The following is a 17,790-nucleotide window of genomic DNA, read 5'->3' as shown; positions in this document are numbered from 1 at the left end:
GAGGAACACGCCTGCCATGACCAAGCCGGTCAATCTTCGCCAATACCGCAAGCAGAAGGCCCGCAAGGACAAGGCGGCGGTCGCGGACATCAATCGCGTGATCCACGGCACGCCGCGGGCCCTGCGCGAGCAGGCCGAGGCCGAGGCTGCCCGCCGCAAGGCCGAGCTCGATGGCAAGAAGTGCGACGACAGCTGAGCCACTGCCCCTAATAGGGCGAATTCATCACCGGTGGACGGCCATGCTTGCGCTTGTAGGCGACGATCAGGCGTTGCGCCTCTTCGGCATCGGCCCAGGTTTCAGCAAACATCATCGCCTTGGGGTGCAGGCCACGCCCCTTGTCCGGAATGGCCAATTCCCGTTCGAACATGGCCCGCAGCGAACGGGCCGGTCCGATTTTCAGCACGCTGGATATATCGTCCGGATCACGCAGCAGCACATAGACGCCCGGCAGGTCCGGCACGTCCTTCACGCGCAGCTTTGACAGGTGGACAGGCTTGTACCAACGCAACATGCGGCGCCTCGCTCAACGGACCCAACCAAACCGAATTGGTCCAGGTTGCTTTCCAATACCAGAGGGAAAGCTCAGTTCGCCCCAATAACTTATCCGACGCTCAGCGCCAGGACCCGACTGACTTCGCTCTGCGAACACCTGCCCTCTTTCGCCCAGGCGGCGATTGCGGCGGCAGACTTCGCGATGGCGGATTTCGACGTCGGCGGCTTGTCGACCACGCCCTCGCGCACCAGGGCGGCCCCGACATCGGCGGAGAGGATCCACGCATCCCAGCCGGAAAAGCGCAGAAAATACTGACCGGTCATGCCGGAAAGGCGGGAGCCGCGCGCCTTGAACAAGGCCAGCAACCCGGCCTGATCATCGCTTGGCCACTGCGCCATGAAATTGCCGAAACCGCCATGCTCGGCCGACAGATCGGCGACCATGCGGGCATTCTCGACCGTGGCGGTGATCTTCTGGCCATTGCGCACAATGCGTTCATCCGAGGCGAGCCGGGCGATATCGTCATCGGAAAAGAAGCTGATACGGTTGGGATCAAAGCCTTCAAACGCCGCTTCAAACCCGTCCCACTTGGCCTCGATCACTTTCCAGACGAAACCGGCCTGGAAGACACAGCGCGTCATCTGCGCCAGCCAGCGATCATCCGGCACGGCGCGCAGGGCGTCCGGGGATTTCGGGCCATTATGGGCCGCCAATCGCGTGTCGAGATCGGGATGATGTTGGCGCGCAAGGGCGCGGATCGTATCAAAGGAATTCATGGTGCTCTCCCCGCACTATAGATGGTGAACCTGGTGCCGGACGCAAGCGGGCAAGATCTCCCTCAAAGATTGAATCGACCATAAATCATTGTTAAAGTTGCAGCCACCCAATGGAGTTCCGCCATGCTGACCGTCACGTCCGACACGCTTCGCGCGATTGCTCCACGCTTTTCCGGCGACAAGGCTGCCCGCCAGGACGAAATCCTGACCCGGATCAATGACGAGCTGGCCACCACGCTTGAGCGCTATGCCATCAACACGGCTTTGCGCATCGCGCATTTTTTGGCCCAGACGGCGCATGAAAGCGCCGGCTTTCGGACCACCGAGGAATTCGCGTCGGGGGAAGCCTATGAAGGCCGGACGGATCTCGGCAATACCGAGCCGGGCGACGGCAAGCGTTACAAGGGCCGCGGCCTGATCCAGCTGACCGGCCGGGCCAATTACCGCGCTTTCGGCGAGGCCGTCGGCATCGCCCTGGAGGACGAACCCGAACGAGCTGCCGAACCGGCCCTGTCGCTTGTCATCGCCTGCGAATACTGGCGCCGCCGCGACATCAACGCCCATGCCGATCGCGATGACATCATCGCGGCCACTTGGGCCGTCAATGGCGGTCTGAACGGGCTGGATGATCGCCGTGCCTGCCTGGCCAAGGCAAAGGCCGAGCTGGCAAGACACCTGTTTGCCCCCGCCACAGCCCTTCCGGTGCTGCGCCAGGGCACCCGCGGCCCGGTCGTCGCACGGCTGCAACATGGCCTGCGCGAGGCTGGCATCACGGTCGGGTTGGATGGGGATTTCGGACCGGGAACCAAGGCGGCGGTGATCACGTTCCAGAACCAGGCCGGTCTCGTTGCCGACGGGATTGTCGGCGCCGCCAGCTGGGCCCGGCTTGCGCGCAACGAACCCGCCAACGCCTGACTGTTGCCACCGCACACCGGGTCTTGCCTTTCAGCCTCCAGGACACAAGCTTGCCGTCATGCCCCTGATCAAACGTTCCCTGTCACTTGCCGGTCATCGCACCTCGATCTCGCTCGAACCGGAATTCTGGGCCGAGATAGACCGGCTGGCCGGTCTCCAGGCGCGTTCGCTCGCCAGCCTGATCGGGGAGATTGATGCGGCACGCGATGACGAGCCTTTGGCCTCCTCGGTCCGGGTCTGGATCCTGACGGCGCTGCGCCGTGAGATCGACGGGACCTAACCCGCCCGCTTTCTGCCCAGCGAGAGGAAATAGGTCTCGACATCGGGCATGGCTTCATTGAAGCGGATCGGCTCATTGCCACAATCCCAACCGCGCGCCAATTCGTCCGCAGCCGCCCGGGCAATCATGTTGGCCTCGGGCAGGACCGAGGCATCAACAAAGGCGACCGGACAGACCGTATAGCCCCCTTCCGCCGCCAGCGCCGTCACAATCAAGGTGTTGGGTGCTTCGATACCGTCGTAGAACTCCATCACATCGGGCGTGTTGTAATGGACATAGCGGTGGATCGTGGCGAAGGCCTCACCATCGTCCAAGCGCCATTCGACAACATCATGAAAGCCGCCAAACAGGCCCCGCGTCGGCGCGTTGATATAGTCGGAACGGTCAATGCCCGGGCGGGCATAGGCCGACGCCGAACCGTGCTCGCCCGACACGATGTGGACCCGCCATCCGCCGTGTCCCGGGCAGACGGCTTCATAGACAGGTTCGTCCGGGAGCTGGCTTTCGACGCAGGCCTCGTCGATCCGCGTGTATTGGCTGGTCAGCCTTTCGCCCTGCATAGCCGAAGCACCGCTGCCCGCCGCGACAAGCGCCAACAGGCTGACTGGAAAAATGAGTGACTTATGCATGATCCCCCCGCATTGAGCGGTCAGCTTACCGGCTCAATGCGGGGGTACAAGCGCCAACTCAGGCGGCGGCCGTTTCTGCTTCCATGACCCGGTCACGCAGCTTGACGAAATGTTCGTCCCAGCCGGCATCATGGTCACACAGGCTGTCGAAGATATCGACTTTTGCGCCGGCGAACCCGTCATGGACAAGCTTCAGCAAGGTGCCGTTGGCGACGGCCGACAAGGTCCATTCAACCCGCGTCTCATGACCTTCCAGCCATTTGTGCGTGAAGCTGTAGACCAGCCGGGTCGGCGGTTCCGCTTCCAGCACGTCGCCCCAGCAAACCTTCGATCCGTCACCGCTATTGCTGAGCAGGGCGAAGGCCGCATCCGTCGTCAATTCCGTGTCGGACGGGTGGAACCAGCGGGCCAGCAATTCCGGCCGGGTCAGATGATCCCAGACCCGTTGCGGGCTGGCTTTCAGGAAGACCGATTTTTCGATACGGGCTTCAGTCATGCGTCGTCTCCACTTCTTTCTTGAGAGCTGCGAGGCGCTGATCCCAGAACACCTCGAACCGGGCGACCCAGCGGGCCACATCCGCCAGCGGCTCCGGATTGAGACGATTGATGCGCTCCCGGCCGCGTGCCTCGACCGAGACGAGACCACCATCGCCAAGCACTTTGAGATGCTTGGCCACGGCCGGCCGCGTCATGTCGAACCGGCTCGCCACCTCTCCCACCGTCCGGTCACCCTCTGCCAGCAGAAGGAGAATGGACCGGCGGGTCGGATCGGCGAGCGCCTTGAACACGTGATCCTGTATCATCATCACCACCTCATGAAACCAACTGGTTTCGTTAATATGATACCGATTGGTTTCGTGTCAAGGGCAGTGCGAAACCGACCTTTGCTTGACCCTGACACGCGACCCGCGCCACACCGGGGACAGGATTGATTCTTCCAGGCGGGACGATGTGATCAGCCGGATCGGACAGGCCTTTCGCGATGGTCGCGGCCCGGCCCTTTGGGGGCTGGCCATACTGGTCGGCATCTGTGCCGGCTACGCCACGCTTGGCTTGCGTCTGGGCATTGGCTGGGTCGAGCAATTTGCCTTCGGCGCCACCGAGGAACGCCTGGCCAGCACCGCGGCCGACCTGCCAGCCTGGCGCCTGGTTCTGATCCCCTTCATTACCGGCATCATCATCGCCATCATGCTGGGTCTGGGACGTCGCTTCGGACTGTCCCCGGACGGGCGCGGGCTCGGCGTCGCCGACGTGCTGGAAGCGCGGGCCGTGAAAGCCGGACGCATCGACCTGCGCTCCGGCCTCTACTCGGCCCTGATGTCGGCCGTCTCGCTGGGCGGTGGAGCCAGTGCCGGACGCGAGGGCCCCGCCGTCCATCTCGGCGCCACCCTTGCCGCATTCATTGGCAGCCGTATTGGCATGGCGGCGCGCGGTTCGCGCATCATGCTGGCCTGCGGCGCGGCGGCGGCGGTCTCGGCCAGTTTCAACGCGCCGGTTGCCGGCGCCCTGTTCGCTTTCGAAGTCATCCTCGGCCATTACGCCCTGCGTTCGATCGCGCCGGTGGCGACCGCGAGCGTGGTCGGCGCCCTGATCGTGCGCTTCCATTTCGGCCAGGCCCCGGTTTTCGGCGTGCCGGAAATGGCTGCTGCCAGCCTGTGGGACTTCCCGGCCGCGGCGCTGCTCGGTGTGGCGGCGGCAGGACTGGCCATCATCTTCAATCGCGGCACGCTGCACCTGCCCGCCCTGTTTGCCGGCTGGGCCGAACGCATCCACATGCCCAGCTGGCTGCTGCCCATTCCCGGCGGCCTGGTGATCGGCCTGATCGCGCTGATGGCGCCGGAAATTCTCGGCGTCGGCTATGAGGCAACGTCGAATGCGCTGGCGACGGAGTACACATTCGGCCTTCTCGCCCTCCTGCTCATTCTCAAGACACTGGCCACGATCATCTCGCTGGCCTGCCGCTTTGCCGGCGGCGTGTTCTCGCCCTCGCTCTATCTCGGCGCCATGCTCGGCTCGGCCTTTGGCATCGCATTGGCCGTACTGGCTGGCGACCAGACCGCCGGCCCGGGCTTTTTCGCGGTGATCGGCATGGGGGCTGTGGCCGGCGCGGTGCTGGGCGCGCCGCTGTCGACCACGCTGATCGTGTTCGAACTGACCGCCAGCTATGAGGCGTCTGTCGCGGTGCTGGTCGCGGTCTCGCTGGCCACCGTTCTCAGCCAGTCGGCGTTGGGCGGCTCGCTGTTCCAGCTGCAATTGCGCCGGCGTGGCTATGACATCGCCGGCGGCGCAAGCCGCTTGGTCCTGCAATTGGTCCGCGTGCGCGATGTGATGGAGCCGCTGGGCAGCTGGGGAGAAGCCGAAGTGCCCGATGGCAGCTGCGTCTATGAAGATGACATGCTGGGCCGGGCCATCGCCGTCATGGACGCCGAGCAGATTGATAGCGCTGTCGTCCGCGAACGTTCGGACGCCCAGGCGGTGACCGGCATCATCACCAAGGCCGATGCCCAGGCGGCCTATGCCCGCCGCCTCGCTGAGATCAGCGAAGAAGAGCATCGCTGAGACCGTTCGCCGGGCTTCAGCAAGGTTATTGCTCTGGAAAGAATGTCGCGGATAAGGTCGCGCAATGGAACCGAACGGGTTTGACATTCCTGCCAGCGAGCGCGCCGTGCTCGGCGAAGCGCCACTGACTGCAGAGGCGTTGCGGACGGCCAATATCAACCCGACAACCGGGCTCGCGACCGACTATCTCAACCATTTCAATGAAGTGGTGATGTTGATGGAAATGTTGCCCGACATGCCCGATTGCGCCGAGGATGTGCTGGACTGGGCGCCGGCCGACTATCCCAGCCACTTCGCCAATTCCTCCTTCAAGGACAAGGAACTGGCCATTCTCGCCTACCGGGCGGCGCCAAATGCCGTGCGGGCCCATCTGGAAACCCTGATCCTGCAGATCAATGGCGAGGTCCTGCGCGCCCAGTCCGTGCTGCGCGAGACCACCAGCCCCGAGGCCTGCGCCCGGATCGCGGAACTGGCCAGCGAAGAAATCCGCCCGCTGATCTCCGCCGCGTCCGGCACCATCCATGGCGGCTCCACCACCGAAGATGAACTCGACGACGAAGCCGCCCAAGCCAATGTGGACGCGCTGTTCGGGTGAGTTCGATCGACGCGGTGCCGATCGTCACGTGTCTCGAAGACTGAGCAGTTTCTGGATCGATAAGCTCAACGTCGGTCCCGGATCACGCTTTGCGCGTCCGGGAAAAATGGGCGTGGATTGAGAAGAAGGCGTGTGTCATCCGCGACGAAAAGCTTGCCAACTCCGGATGCCAAAGCTGATAGCTGCAAACACCAAACTCATTTCCCCCGGACGAAGCCCGGCGAAAGCCGGGCGCAGATCCGGGGCCGACCAAAATCCCTCCCGTTTCAGTTGATTGAACACACAATACATGCAATTATAAATTGCATGACAATGCTCGCGCCCGAAGCTGTCTACATCCTCTTCAGCCGTCCGCACGGTGCCCTCTATGTCGGACGTACGAAAGACCTGATCTGGCGCACCTGGCAGCATCGAACCGGCGCTATTCCCGGCCACACCAAGCGCCATGGCATCAAGCAACTCGGCTGGTTCGAATGGCATGACGGCTTCGAGTCCGCTGCCCACCGCGAGTATTTGATCAAGCGCTGGCGACGCGCCTGGAAGATCGCGCTGATCGAATCCGTGAACCCGGGCTGGAAAGACCTCTGGTTCGATATCCGCGGTGATTTCGACAAAGAAGTGCCGATGGTCACCCGCCTCGAAGATTGAGCGCGTTCTGGATCGATAAACCCAACGTCGGTCCCGGATCGCGCTTTGCGCGTCCGGGAAAAATATGTGTGCGGCGCGTCAAACATCCCGGCTCATTTCCCCCGGACGAAGCCCGGCGAAAGCCGGGCGCAGATCCGGGGCCGACGAGCGGTTCAACCACTCGCCTGCTCAACTCTCAATTCAAAGCGAACAAAAAACGAACAATCACACATCCCTCCCTTGGGGACCGGCGCCAATCAGTCCAGTATGACGGATTGAATCGGTTCGACGGACCCGCGTTGAACCCGCCGTCCAAGCTGCAGGGAATTGCATGTCCGGTCTTTCCATCTCCGACATGGCGCGTCCCGCGCCGCCGACGCCCTATCTTGACGGGCTGAATGCCGAGCAGCGCGCCGCCGTGGAAGCCATGGACGGCCCGGTCCTGGTTCTGGCCGGCGCCGGCACCGGCAAGACCCGCGTTTTGACCACCCGCCTCGCCCATATCCTCGCCACCGGCCGCGCCCGGCCGTGGGAAATCCTGGCCGTCACCTTCACCAACAAGGCGGCGCGCGAGATGAAGGAGCGGGTCGGCAAGATCATTGGCGAAGCGGTCGAGGGCGTGCCCTGGCTGGGAACCTTCCACTCGGTCTCAGCCCAGATCCTGCGCCGCCATGCCGAGCTGGTGGATCTGAAATCCTCCTTCACCATTCTCGATACCGACGACCAGCTGCGCCTGATGAAACAGATCATCCAGGCCGAGAATATCGACGAGAAGCGCTGGACGCCGCGCCATCTCGCCAGCCTGATCGATGGCTGGAAAAACCGCGGCCTGATGCCCGACCAGCTGGGCGAGGACGACAAATGGGCCTTTGCCGAGGGGCGCGGCCAGGGCCTTTACCAGATCTACCAGGAGCGCCTGAAAACCCTCAATGCCTGCGATTTCGGCGATCTGCTGCTGCACACCCTGCACATCTTCAAGGACAATCCCGACGTCCTGAAGCTTTATCACGACAAGTTCCGCTATCTCCTCGTCGACGAGTATCAGGACACCAATATCGCCCAATATCTGTGGCTGCGCCTTCTGGCCCAGGGCACGGGGAATATCTGCTGCGTCGGCGATGACGACCAGTCGATCTATGGCTGGCGCGGCGCCGAGGTCGACAACATTTTGCGCTTTGAAAAGGACTTTTCCGGCGCCACCGTGATCCGGCTGGAGCGCAATTACCGCTCAACCGCGCATATCCTCGGTGCGGCTTCCGGCCTGATCGCCGCCAACCGGTCGCGCCTTGGCAAGACGCTGTGGACCGATGATGCCGAGGGCGAGAAAGTCCAGGTGCGCGGCATCTGGGATGGCGAGGCCGAGGCCCGCTTTGTCGCCGAGGAAATCGAGAACTGGGTCTCAGGTCAGCGCGCTTATTCCGACAGTGCCGTGCTGGTCCGTGCCGCCTGGCAGATGCGCGCCTTTGAAGACCGCTTCATCATGCTGGGCCTGCCCTACAAGGTGATCGGCGGACCGCGCTTTTTCGAGCGCGCCGAGGTTCGCGACGCCCATGCCTATCTGCGCCTGGTGCGCTCGCCGGAAGACGATCTCGCCTTCGAGCGCATCGTCAACACGCCCAAGCGCGGCATTGGCGACACCACCGTCCAGAAGATCGCCATGACCGCCCGTGCCCAGGGCGTGCCGATGACCGAGGCCACCCGCCTCATGCTCGGCACCGATGAGATCCGCGGCAAGGCCCGTACCGCCCTTTCCGTCTTCCTGCGCGATGTCGAGCGCTGGCGTGAACAATCCGAACAGAGCCGTCTCGACGAGCTGGCCGAGATCATTCTCGACGAAAGCGGCTATACCGCCATGTGGCGCGAGGACAAGACACCGCAGGCCGCCGGCAAGCTGGAAAACCTCAAGGAACTCGTCCGCTCCATGGGCGAGTACGACACGCTGGAAGCCTATCTCGAACACGTCGCCCTTTTGACCGATGCCGACCGCAAGCCGGACGAGGACGAGATCTCGCTGATGACGCTGCACGGCGCCAAGGGCCTGGAATTCCCGCTCGTCTTCCTGCCCGGCTGGGAAGAGACCGTCTTTCCCTCGCAGCGCTCGCTGGACGAAGGTGGCACGCGCTCGCTCGAGGAGGAACGCCGCCTCGCCTATGTCGGCATCACCCGCGCCCGCGAGCGCGCCATCATCACCTTCACCGCCAATCGCATGATCTATGGCCGCTGGCAGACGGTCATCCCGTCGCGCTTCATCGATGAGATGCCGATCGACCATGTCGAGGCGCGCTCGGAGACCGGCTATTATGACAGCGGCCCGGGCTTTGAAAGCGTCAGCCAGCAACCCGACGCCATGGCGTCGAGCTATTCCAGCCCCGGCTGGAAACGCTATCAGGCCAACCAGCAGTCCGGCCGCCGCTCGGCCCCGCCCACCATCAATGCCAAGGCCACGCTCATTGAGAGCGGTGGCTCCGACACCCAAGGCACCTGGCGCGCCGGCGACCGTGTCTTCCACGACAAGTTCGGCTACGGCACGGTGAAAAAGGCCGACGGCTCGAAATACACCGTGAAATTCGACAAGGCCGGCGAGAAAAAGGTGGTGGAGAATTTCTTGCGGGAATTGCCTTAGGCCCGCACCGTCACAGCCAACCAAACCCGACCATGCCGGGCCGGAACAGCTCGCCGCACGGTCGATTGACAATGCAACTTTTACGGGATTATAGTTAATACGCAATCAAAGGACGCGCAAACAGGAGCGGCGCCTCGATGGCCTTTCTCGGAAACATCGTATGGTTCGTTTTGGGCGGTTTCGTCGTGGGGAGCCTCTACCTTCTCGGCGCCATAATTTTTTTCCCGCTGCTTCCATTCCTGTTGCCGATGGTCGGTTATTCCTACTGGCCGTTCGGCCGCCGACCCGTCTCCCGGGATGCGGTGAACGCCTATAAGGAAGCCAACAACATGCCGATTGTGGATGACGGCTTTTCACGGGCGTCAGCCGTCATCAAATTCCTGGCCAATTTCGTCTGGGTTTTCACGTTCGGGTTGCTTCTCGCCATCACCCATATCCTTGCCGGTTTGGCGAACCTGGCCGCCTGCATCATCCTCATTTCCATCCCGGTCTGCCTTCCCAATGCCCTGGCGCACTTCAAACTGGCTCCGGTCGCGCTCGCGCCATTCGGGGTCACGCTCGTTCCGACAAAGCTCGCCGAAGACATTATTGCCGCCTCAGCGGCGAGACGCCTTTGAACGACGCAGACCGAAGCTGGCGCGTCAGGCCACCGACCCGGTCCACCTTCGCCATCAATGGGAAGGACCTCATTCCGCACCGCCTCAACACACATTGTCACCCCGGCGCCCCGCCTTCGCGGGCGCAGGCTTCAGCCTGCGAACGCGGGCTGGAGAGCCGGGACCTGTAAGCACTCGCTCTTGCAGGATTGAGCGTACTGGTCCCGGATCTGTGCCCTGATCAAGTCAGGGCGTCCGTCCGGGATGACAAAATTTGCGTTTCGGGGAAGGTTGAGAGTTCGAAGTCAGCCGAAGCGCCCCCATGATCCGTTCCCTCCTGCTCGCCAGCACCCTCCTCGTCGCCTGCCAGCCTGACACGGCGGTGCCGTATGCCGACCCGCATGCCGATGCCCGCCCGATCAGCTGGGACCAGCTCCTCGACCGGCCACGCGCGGCCGCAACGGCACGCATCGCCTTTGGCGAGGGGGCGCTGGAGTTTGGCGAACTCTGGCTGCCCGAGGGCGACGGTCCCTTCCCGGTCGTGGCCATGATTCATGGCGGCTGCTGGCTGTCGCAAATACCCGGTACCATCCTGCAGGACTATGTCGCCGCGGACCTGCAAGAGCATGGCATCGCCGTGTGGAATCTGGAGTATGCCCGCATCGGGCATGAGACCGGCGGCTGGCCGGGCACATTTGCAGACATCGCCGACGGGATCGATCATCTGCGCCTGGTCGCACAGGCCCACCCGCTCGATCTCGACCGGCTGGTCTTCACGGGACATTCGGCGGGCGGCCATCTGGCGCTGTGGGCGGCCGCGCGCGGCAATCTGCCCGAAAACAGTGCCGCCTGGCGCGAAACCCCCTTGCTGCCGGACGCCGTGGTCACCCTTGCGGGCATCAATGACCTGGCCGATTATCGCGCCAATGGTCCGGGCCGCTGCGGCGAGCCCGCGACCGTGGATGAGCTGATCGGACCGGTGGAGACCCAGACGCCGGCGCTGATGGCGCAGGTCTCACCCGCGGCCATGGGGCCGATTGGCGTCGAACAGATCATCATGTCCGGGGATTTCGATCCGATCGTGCCGCTGTCCCTGGGCGCTCACTACACCGCATTGGCGCAGGCGCGCGGTGACACGGTCCGCCATGTCGTGCTGACGGAGGCCGGACATTTCGAACTGATCGATCCGACCTCACCGGCCTGGCAGGATATCCGGGCGGAGCTGATTGAGGCATTGGGCGGCGAGTAAGCCTCCAGCGACAGCACCAAAACCCTGCCCGCTTGATTTCCCCGCCATCACCGTCCAAACCCTCGCGCCAAAGGAGTGCCCATGACACAATTCTGGCGACTGACGACGCAAGCCGATTTTGCCCTTCTGGGGAATGTGGTCGAACATCTCGATGCGGTGGGCCTGGAGGCGATGTCGTCCTGGTCACTGTTTGACGAAGGCGACATTGCCCGGCTCGACCTGATCTTCACCGAAGACCCCGATATCGAGGTCGTGCGCGCAACAGCCGGTTTCCCGGCCGAAATGGAATTGTCCTGCGCGCCGATGCCGGAAGAGGACTGGGTCCGCCTGTCGCTGAAGGGCCTCAAGCCGGTCGAGGGTGGCCGCTTCACCCTGTTTGGCGCCCATGACCGGGACGCCGTGGCTGACGGCCAGATCGGCATCGAGATCGAGGCCGGACCCGCTTTCGGCACCGGCCATCACGGCACCACACGCGGCTGCCTGATCGCCTTCTCGCAAATGCTGGATGCCGGCGCCGTCCCGACCAGTATCCTCGATCTGGGTTGCGGGACTGCGGTGCTGGCCATCGCGGCCGCAAAAGCGCTGCCCGATGCCGAGATCCTGGCCTCCGACGTTGATCCGGAAGCGGTCGAGGAAAGCCTCGAGAACTGCCGCAAGAACGAAACGCCGGGCATTGATTGTTTTGTCGCCGAAGGCCTCGATCATGCCAAGCTGGCGGGTCGCCAGTTCGAGCTGGTGCTGGCCAATATCCTGGCCGGTCCGCTGGTCGAACTGGCCCCGGGCATCGCGGATATCCTGACACCCGGCGGCAAGGTCATCCTGTCCGGCCTGTTGACCGAACAGGAAGCCATGGTGCGCACGGCCTATGAGGCCGCCGGCCTCAGCGTCCACCGCCAGCCACCGCTGGAAGGTTGGGAAACCCTGGTGGCGAGCAAGACCTAGCGACTTACTCAGCCGGCGCCTCGTCGATCCCTGCAAACAGGTCGGCCAGTTCAATCGACAGGGCCTGCAGGTTTTCACTGTCGGCATTGCCGGCCAACGCGACCGCGATCTGCGGCTCGACATAGACGATAAGAAAGGACCGACCGCCCGGCGAACCGCCGGAATGGGCAGCGTAGTGCAGATCGACGCTCTCGGCATAACCGGCCCAGGGCCCCGGCAGGTCCGACCAGCCCTCCAGCTCGACCATCTCGCCGGCCGCCAGGGCGTGTCCCATCGCGGCCAGCTCCCGCGAACTGGCCAGTAGGCCTCCCGCCCCGAATTTGCACTCGGCTGACAGGCCGTCGATCAGCTGTGGCCCCGCGCCCAGATCAACCCAGTTGGCCGCCTTGTCGGCATCGATGCGATCGCGCCGCGCAAGGTAGGTATCGCCAAGCGCCACCTGCATCGCCGCATCGAAACTGCCGGTGCCGGTCAGTTGCACCAGCAGGTGGCTCAAGAGGACGTAACCATAGGTGCTGTAAGCGATCTCGCCTTCGGGAGGCGCGGCGAGCGGCGCGTCGATGAAATGGCCCAGCGCATCGGCCGGTGTCTCGCAGCGCCGGTCGGAAAAGGCGATCCAGTCCTCACGCGAGGTGTAATGGCGGACCCCGGCACGGTGATCGAGCAGTTCGCGCAAGGTGACGGCGCCATAGTGCGCCGGCAGGTCCGGGTCGATCTGCCCGACCGGCGTGTCGAGGTCGAGCCCGGTGGTCTCGGCCAGCCGGACAAAAGCCAGCGCGGTCAGCATTTTGGCGACCGAGTAGACATTGTAGGACGCGGCGACACCGTCTGCCGCATCGCGTGACCAGCCGCCCTCGGCCTCCCAGACAATCTCGCCGCCAACCATTACGGTGGCGTTGAGCGCGGGATAGGTTTCGGCAACGGGGTCAAAGACGGCCTGCGCCTGTTCGGCGGGAACCGGCGTCGCGACCTGGCCGGCAGCGCCCAGCCAGAGACTTGCCGCTGCGGCACTCGCAATCCAAAGACTTCCAATCATCAGCATGTGCATTCCTGTTGTTGACTTGCCCCCCGGCAAAGAGCGCTCATGCCGTGCAATCGAGGACACGCCCATCGCAAAAGGATGAATGGCTCACATCATGGCTGGATGGCTCAAAGCGATGGCAGACCTGCGGCCCGGCCTGGAAAGTGCCGGGCTGGCCCTGTTGGCGCTCGCCTTCCTCTTGACCGCACCGCTGCCCCGGATCGACGCCCGAATGCCGGAAACGGTACGCTATATCGACGTCGATGCCGGGCTGGAAACCGTCCTGTCAGACCCGGGCGCCGGACAGCCGCTGGCCTATCGTTCCATTGAACGCCCCGGGACGACGGGTTGGCTCGTCTGGGATGACGTCCCGATTGCGCAAGACGGTCCACCACCGGCAATCAGCACATCCGGCCCGTTCTCGGCGACACTCTGGTTCAATGGTGTGCGGATCGGCGAGAAAGGTCAGCCCGGCGCGACCCCCGCAGACGAAGTGGCCGGGCCGATCGACAGCCTGTTTGCCGTTCCGGCCCGCCTGATCGAGCCGGACGGCAATCAGCTGGTCATGCGCCTGTCCAGCCACCGCGCCGGCTACACGCCCTACAGCCTGGTCCAGTCGCTGTTCGTCATGCCCTACAGCTCGGAGACGAGACGATCCGTGCGCTACTATCTGCCGCTGGTCATACTCGGTGCCGGACTGGTTGCCCTCGCACTGGCCTTCGCCCTGCGGTCTCGCCGACTCGGCGACGGGCGGGGCATCTGGCTGTCGGTTTCGCTGGCCGGTCTGACACTGGCCGGGCTGGCCGAGATTTCACGGGCGATGATCAACTACCCCTATGACTGGCACCAGCCGCGCCAAGCGCTCAGCCTGCTCGGCCTCGCCCTGTTCGGGTTCGCCCTTCTGCGCTTTGCGCAATTGCGCTGGGCAGCGACCGGACGTCTGGCCTGGATCTGGATGGGGGCGACGGGGCTCATCGCCCTGACCGGCCTGTTGGCGTTGACCGGCTATGACGCCAAATCCGCAGCGGTGACCGCCAGTCTCATCAGCTCGGCCGCGGTCTGGATCGCCTGGCGCGGCGATGGTCCGGCCCGCACCATGGCGGTCGGGCTGGCGATCATACCGCTCTATGCGCTGGCCCTGCCATCGGACCTGATCGACCGAGGCGTGTACGCGCTTGTTCTGGGACTGCTGGCGTTGCCGGCCATCCGCTGGCCGGACCTGCTCCAGCCGGTGCCGGTCGCACCACCGGAGATACTGGCACTGCAGGCCACCGGGCGCCTGACACGGCTGGCCTGCCCGGATATTGTCCATCTCACCGCGGCCGGGAATTATACCGAGGTGCACACGCGCGCTGGCGTGACCCATCTGGACAATCGCAATCTGAGCGCCCTGGTCGATCTTCTACCCGACGCATTCGTCCGGGTTCACCGCTCACATGCAGTCAATCTGGCGCATGTCGAGGCCCTGACCAGCGAGGTCGGCAGCCGCTACCAGATCGTTCTGGCAACAGGCGCGTCGATCCCGGTCAGCCGCCGCGAAGTGGCCGGATTGCGTGAACGCCTGGCCGGCCGAAAGGCCTGATCAGGCCCGCTTGCCCTTCAGGCCGAAACTGGCCAGCAGGGCGTTGACGTCGGTATTGCGCGGCATGCGGCGCAGGCCGGCGCGTTCGCGATTGCGGTCGAGCGAGCGGTTGAGCATGTCGTTGGCGTTCATCGAGCGCCAGTCATCAATCCCGTACAGCATGGGAAACTCCTGTGAATTCCCCGCGCTTTAGCCATGGATTGCTGCACTTGCGAAGCAGCGCTTCCGCAAGCCCGGACTGCGCAATTGCATGGCCCCTGTCACACGCCGGTAACCGAGTCTGTATCGGCATCTGCCCCGGCCCTCTCTCTGACCCTGTCACTGGCCCGATCACAGGCATTGAACCGGCTTCGCGAGGAGCATACCTTGCCGCCCATGACCCAGATGATCTCCCAGACTTTCGACGTTAAGGGCGGCCCGCACTACGGCCGCGAGAACCTGCCCAAGCTGCGCGCCGCGCTCAAAACGCTTGGCCTGGATGGCTTCCTCGTCCCGCATGAGGACGAGTATGACAATGAATACCTGCCGGACTGCAATGAGCGGCTCCTGTGGGCGACCGGTTTTTCCGGCTCTGCCGGCGCCGCGATTGTCATGACCGATCGGGCCGCTCTGCTGGTCGATGGCCGTTATACCGCGCAAGGCCGCCAGCAGACCGACACCACGCTGTTTGAACAGTGCGACCTCGTGGGTCTTGGCCTGTATGGCTGGATCGAGGAAAACGCCCGCAAGGGCGAGAAGATCGGCTATGACGCCCGTCTGCACAGCCCGGCCGCGCTGGAACTCCTGAAGACGGCCGCCATGCGGGCCGGCGTCGAACTGGTCTCGGTCGAGCAGAACCCGATTGATGTCGCCTGGACCGACCGTCCGGCCGCGCCGAAAGCGGACATCATCCCGCATCCGATCGAGTTTGCCGGCGAGGAGCACGCCTCCAAGCGGACACGGATCGGCATTGCCATTGAACGCGGCGGCGCCGACGCAGCCGTGATCACCGCGCCGCCCTCCATCGCCTGGCTGTTCAATGTGCGCGGCGGCGATGTGTCCCGCTCTCCCCTGCCGCTGTCTGCCGCCCTGATCCACAAGGACGGCACCGCGACTTTCTTCGTCGACCCGGACAAGCTCACCGCCGAGACACGCAGTCATCTCGGCAATGAAATCGCGATCCGCCCGGAGCGTGAATTCGGCGCCGGTCTCAGCGAGCTTGAAGGCAAGACAGTCCGCGTTGATCCGACCACGGCCTCGGCCTGGGTGCTTGAAACACTGAAATCCGGCGGCGCCGAGGTGCAGACGCTGGAAGACCCGGTCATGCGTCCCAAGGCGGCCAAGAATCCGGCCGAAGTGGAAGGCTCGCGCCAGGCACATATCCGCGATGGCGGCGCCATTGCCCGCTTCCTGCACTGGCTCGACACCGAGGCCCAGTCCGGCGAGGTCGACGAAATCCAGGCGGCCCAGAAGCTGGAAAGCCTGCGCAAGCAATTGCCGGAATTGCGCGACCTCTCCTTCGACACGATCTCCGGCGCCCAAGGCAATGCCGCTTTCGCCCATTACCGCGTCTCGGAAGCCTCCAACCTGAAACTCACCCCGGGCTCGCTCTTCCTGGTCGACAGTGGCGGACAATATCCCGACGGCACGACCGACATCACCCGCACCGTGCCCATCGGCACGCCGACCGCCGAGATGAAGACGCAATATACCCGCGTGCTCAAAGGGCATATCGCGCTGTCGATGGTGCGTTTCCCCAAGGGCACGACCGGCACCCAGCTGGACATTCTCGCCCGCTTCCCGCTGTGGCAGGCCGGCTTTGATTATGACCACGGCACCGGCCATGGCGTCGGCAGTTTCCTGGGTGTGCACGAGGGCCCGCAGCGGATTTCCAAGGCACCGAATGCGGTGGCGCTGGAGCCGGGCATGATCCTCTCCAATGAGCCGGGCTATTACAAGGAAGACGGGTTCGGCATCCGCATCGAGAACCTGCAGGTCGTCACCGAAGCGGAAGACATTCCCGGCGGCGAACGCCCGATGCTGGGTTTTGAGACCGTGACCGTCGCCCCGATCCACAAGGGTCTGATCGACACCCATCTGCTCAGCACCGAGGAGGTCGCCTGGCTCGACAGCTATCACGCCCTGGTGCGGGAAAAAGTCCTGCCCCTGGTCGAGGGCGAGGTCGCCGACTGGTTGATCAAGGCCACCGAGCCGATCGCGGGAGCGACGCCCTAGTGCGCCTGCCCAGTGTGATCCTGATTGCAGCCGCCTTTCTGGGCGGCTGCTTTTATTCCGAGGATGCCCTGATCAGTCGCGGCCAAGCGGACTACCCGCTCGAAGAAGGCGTCTACAGCCATACGCCCTATCTCGCCGACGGCGTCACCCCGTTCGACCGTCCGGCCTGGACCGGCGAGATCGAGCGCAGCTGGGGCCGCTATGTCTCCGATGATGAGGGTTTTCCGCATGACGGCATCCGCCTGAAAGAGATCGCCGACGGTCTCTTCATCGCCATGCGCCGCGATGACGATAATTGGAGTTACGGGCTGGTTCGCGTTTTCCCCGGCGGCATCGCCACCTATCACGCCCCCGAGTGCCGCAATGTCGAAGCCGCCATTCTCGATCGCTATGACGTCACACCGCACGAAGAAGAGCGCGGCTATTGCCAGGTCGATGATTGGAACCGGCTGGTCGGTGTCATGTTGAGCTATGTTGACGCCTTGGGCGAGGACATGCCGATAGACGGCGTTTATAGGCGGGTGGAGTAGCGGACCTGCCGGTCCTTCCCCTTGATGGGGAAGGTGCCCCGAAGGGGCGGAAGGGGTGAGACGCGCAGTATTCTGTCGCTGACGGCCTGTCACCCACTCCGTCTTGCCGCTGCGCGGCGCCACCCCTCGGCTCATCCAGACCAATGCGGTTTGATCCG

The 17,790-nt window shown here is 64.0% G+C and carries 20 protein-coding genes; 13 read left to right on the top strand and 7 right to left on the bottom strand.

What is annotated here, in order from left to right; translation table 11 throughout:
- Positions 1-16: 16 nt before the first annotated feature.
- Positions 17-196, top strand: coding sequence for a DUF4169 family protein (locus AWH62_RS10205; protein ID WP_075190388.1), 180 nt, complete (start codon positions 17-19; stop codon positions 194-196).
- Positions 197-206: 10 nt separating this feature from the next.
- On the opposite strand, the gene AWH62_RS10200 is transcribed toward AWH62_RS10205, so the two are convergent.
- Together AWH62_RS10200 and AWH62_RS10195 are read right to left on the bottom strand one after the other, a co-directional pair.
- Positions 207-512, bottom strand: coding sequence for a hypothetical protein (locus AWH62_RS10200; protein ID WP_075190387.1), 306 nt, complete (start codon positions 510-512; stop codon positions 207-209).
- A gap of 89 nt (positions 513-601) precedes the next feature.
- A complete protein-coding gene (locus tag AWH62_RS10195) occupies positions 602-1,270 on the bottom strand; it encodes a DNA-3-methyladenine glycosylase I (RefSeq protein ID WP_075190386.1) in 669 nt (222 codons plus the stop codon).
- 123 nt (positions 1,271-1,393) lie between these two features.
- On the opposite strand from AWH62_RS10195, the gene AWH62_RS10190 reads away from it, so the two are divergent.
- Together AWH62_RS10190 and AWH62_RS10185 are read left to right on the top strand one after the other, a co-directional pair.
- Positions 1,394-2,185: a peptidoglycan-binding protein gene (locus AWH62_RS10190; RefSeq protein ID WP_075190385.1), complete on the top strand. Its 792-nt coding sequence runs from the start codon at positions 1,394-1,396 to the stop codon at positions 2,183-2,185.
- Positions 2,186-2,243: 58 nt separating this feature from the next.
- Positions 2,244-2,465, top strand: coding sequence for a ribbon-helix-helix domain-containing protein (locus tag AWH62_RS10185; RefSeq protein WP_075190384.1), 222 nt, complete (start codon positions 2,244-2,246; stop codon positions 2,463-2,465).
- Here AWH62_RS10185 and AWH62_RS10180 read toward each other — a convergent pair.
- The 3 genes from AWH62_RS10180 to AWH62_RS10170 are packed head-to-tail and all read right to left on the bottom strand — an operon-like array spanning position 2,462 to position 3,900.
- Positions 2,462-3,094, bottom strand: a complete 633-nt coding sequence (locus tag AWH62_RS10180) for a hypothetical protein (protein WP_075190383.1) — start codon at positions 3,092-3,094, stop codon at positions 2,462-2,464. The genes AWH62_RS10185 and AWH62_RS10180 overlap by 4 nt on opposite strands.
- A 58-nt stretch (positions 3,095-3,152) precedes the next feature.
- Complete coding sequence (locus AWH62_RS10175) at positions 3,153-3,590, bottom strand: SRPBCC domain-containing protein (RefSeq protein WP_075190382.1); 438 nt, start codon at positions 3,588-3,590, stop codon at positions 3,153-3,155.
- The gene (locus AWH62_RS10170) at positions 3,583-3,900 is read right to left on the bottom strand and encodes a helix-turn-helix transcriptional regulator (protein WP_075190381.1); all 318 of its coding nucleotides are present in this window, start codon (positions 3,898-3,900) and stop codon (positions 3,583-3,585) included. Before AWH62_RS10170 ends, AWH62_RS10175 begins: the two co-directional genes overlap by 8 nt.
- A 145-nt stretch (positions 3,901-4,045) precedes the next feature.
- Here AWH62_RS10170 and AWH62_RS10165 point away from each other — a divergent pair, with 145 nt between their 5' ends.
- From AWH62_RS10165 to AWH62_RS10135, 7 genes are all read left to right on the top strand, one after another.
- Positions 4,046-5,653, top strand: a complete 1,608-nt coding sequence (locus tag AWH62_RS10165; RefSeq protein WP_233128298.1) for a chloride channel protein — start codon at positions 4,046-4,048, stop codon at positions 5,651-5,653.
- Between the two features lie 64 nt (positions 5,654-5,717).
- Positions 5,718-6,248, top strand: coding sequence for a hypothetical protein (locus tag AWH62_RS10160; protein ID WP_075190380.1), 531 nt, complete (start codon positions 5,718-5,720; stop codon positions 6,246-6,248).
- A gap of 312 nt (positions 6,249-6,560) precedes the next feature.
- On the top strand, positions 6,561-6,896 hold the full coding sequence (locus AWH62_RS10155; RefSeq protein WP_233128297.1) for a GIY-YIG nuclease family protein: 336 nt from the start codon (positions 6,561-6,563) through the stop codon (positions 6,894-6,896).
- A 310-nt stretch (positions 6,897-7,206) separates the two neighbouring features.
- On the top strand, positions 7,207-9,498 hold the full coding sequence (locus AWH62_RS10150; RefSeq protein WP_075190378.1) for an ATP-dependent helicase: 2,292 nt from the start codon (positions 7,207-7,209) through the stop codon (positions 9,496-9,498).
- A gap of 137 nt (positions 9,499-9,635) precedes the next feature.
- Positions 9,636-10,115: a YccF domain-containing protein gene (locus tag AWH62_RS10145; RefSeq protein WP_075190377.1), complete on the top strand. Its 480-nt coding sequence runs from the start codon at positions 9,636-9,638 to the stop codon at positions 10,113-10,115.
- A gap of 301 nt (positions 10,116-10,416) precedes the next feature.
- Complete coding sequence (locus AWH62_RS10140) at positions 10,417-11,343, top strand: S9 family peptidase (protein WP_083635129.1); 927 nt, start codon at positions 10,417-10,419, stop codon at positions 11,341-11,343.
- Positions 11,344-11,424: 81 nt separating this feature from the next.
- Entirely contained in the window at positions 11,425-12,285 is an 861-nt protein-coding gene (locus AWH62_RS10135; RefSeq protein ID WP_075190376.1) for a 50S ribosomal protein L11 methyltransferase, read from the top strand.
- Between the two features lie 4 nt (positions 12,286-12,289).
- On the opposite strand, the gene AWH62_RS10130 is transcribed toward AWH62_RS10135, so the two are convergent.
- Complete coding sequence (locus tag AWH62_RS10130; protein WP_075190375.1) at positions 12,290-13,327, bottom strand: serine hydrolase; 1,038 nt, start codon at positions 13,325-13,327, stop codon at positions 12,290-12,292.
- A 94-nt stretch (positions 13,328-13,421) separates the two neighbouring features.
- Between AWH62_RS10130 and AWH62_RS10125 the strand changes: the two genes are divergently transcribed.
- Positions 13,422-14,888, top strand: a complete 1,467-nt coding sequence (locus tag AWH62_RS10125; protein ID WP_158025609.1) for a LytTR family DNA-binding domain-containing protein — start codon at positions 13,422-13,424, stop codon at positions 14,886-14,888.
- Here AWH62_RS10125 and AWH62_RS17010 read toward each other — a convergent pair whose 3' ends face one another.
- Positions 14,889-15,050, bottom strand: a complete 162-nt coding sequence (locus tag AWH62_RS17010) for a hypothetical protein (protein WP_158025608.1) — start codon at positions 15,048-15,050, stop codon at positions 14,889-14,891.
- A gap of 213 nt (positions 15,051-15,263) precedes the next feature.
- Between AWH62_RS17010 and AWH62_RS10120 the strand changes: the two genes are divergently transcribed.
- Positions 15,264-17,102, top strand: a complete 1,839-nt coding sequence (locus tag AWH62_RS10120; protein ID WP_143743011.1) for an aminopeptidase P family protein — start codon at positions 15,264-15,266, stop codon at positions 17,100-17,102.
- On the top strand, positions 17,102-17,632 hold the full coding sequence (locus tag AWH62_RS10115) for a hypothetical protein (protein ID WP_075190373.1): 531 nt from the start codon (positions 17,102-17,104) through the stop codon (positions 17,630-17,632). The genes AWH62_RS10120 and AWH62_RS10115 overlap by 1 nt, the downstream gene beginning before the upstream one ends.
- Positions 17,633-17,790: the final 158 nt, after the last annotated feature.

Source organism: Maricaulis sp. W15, from assembly GCF_001924955.1.
GTDB lineage: Bacteria > Pseudomonadota > Alphaproteobacteria > Caulobacterales > Maricaulaceae > Maricaulis > Maricaulis maris.
This window is presented reverse-complemented; position numbering and strand designations above follow the sequence as displayed.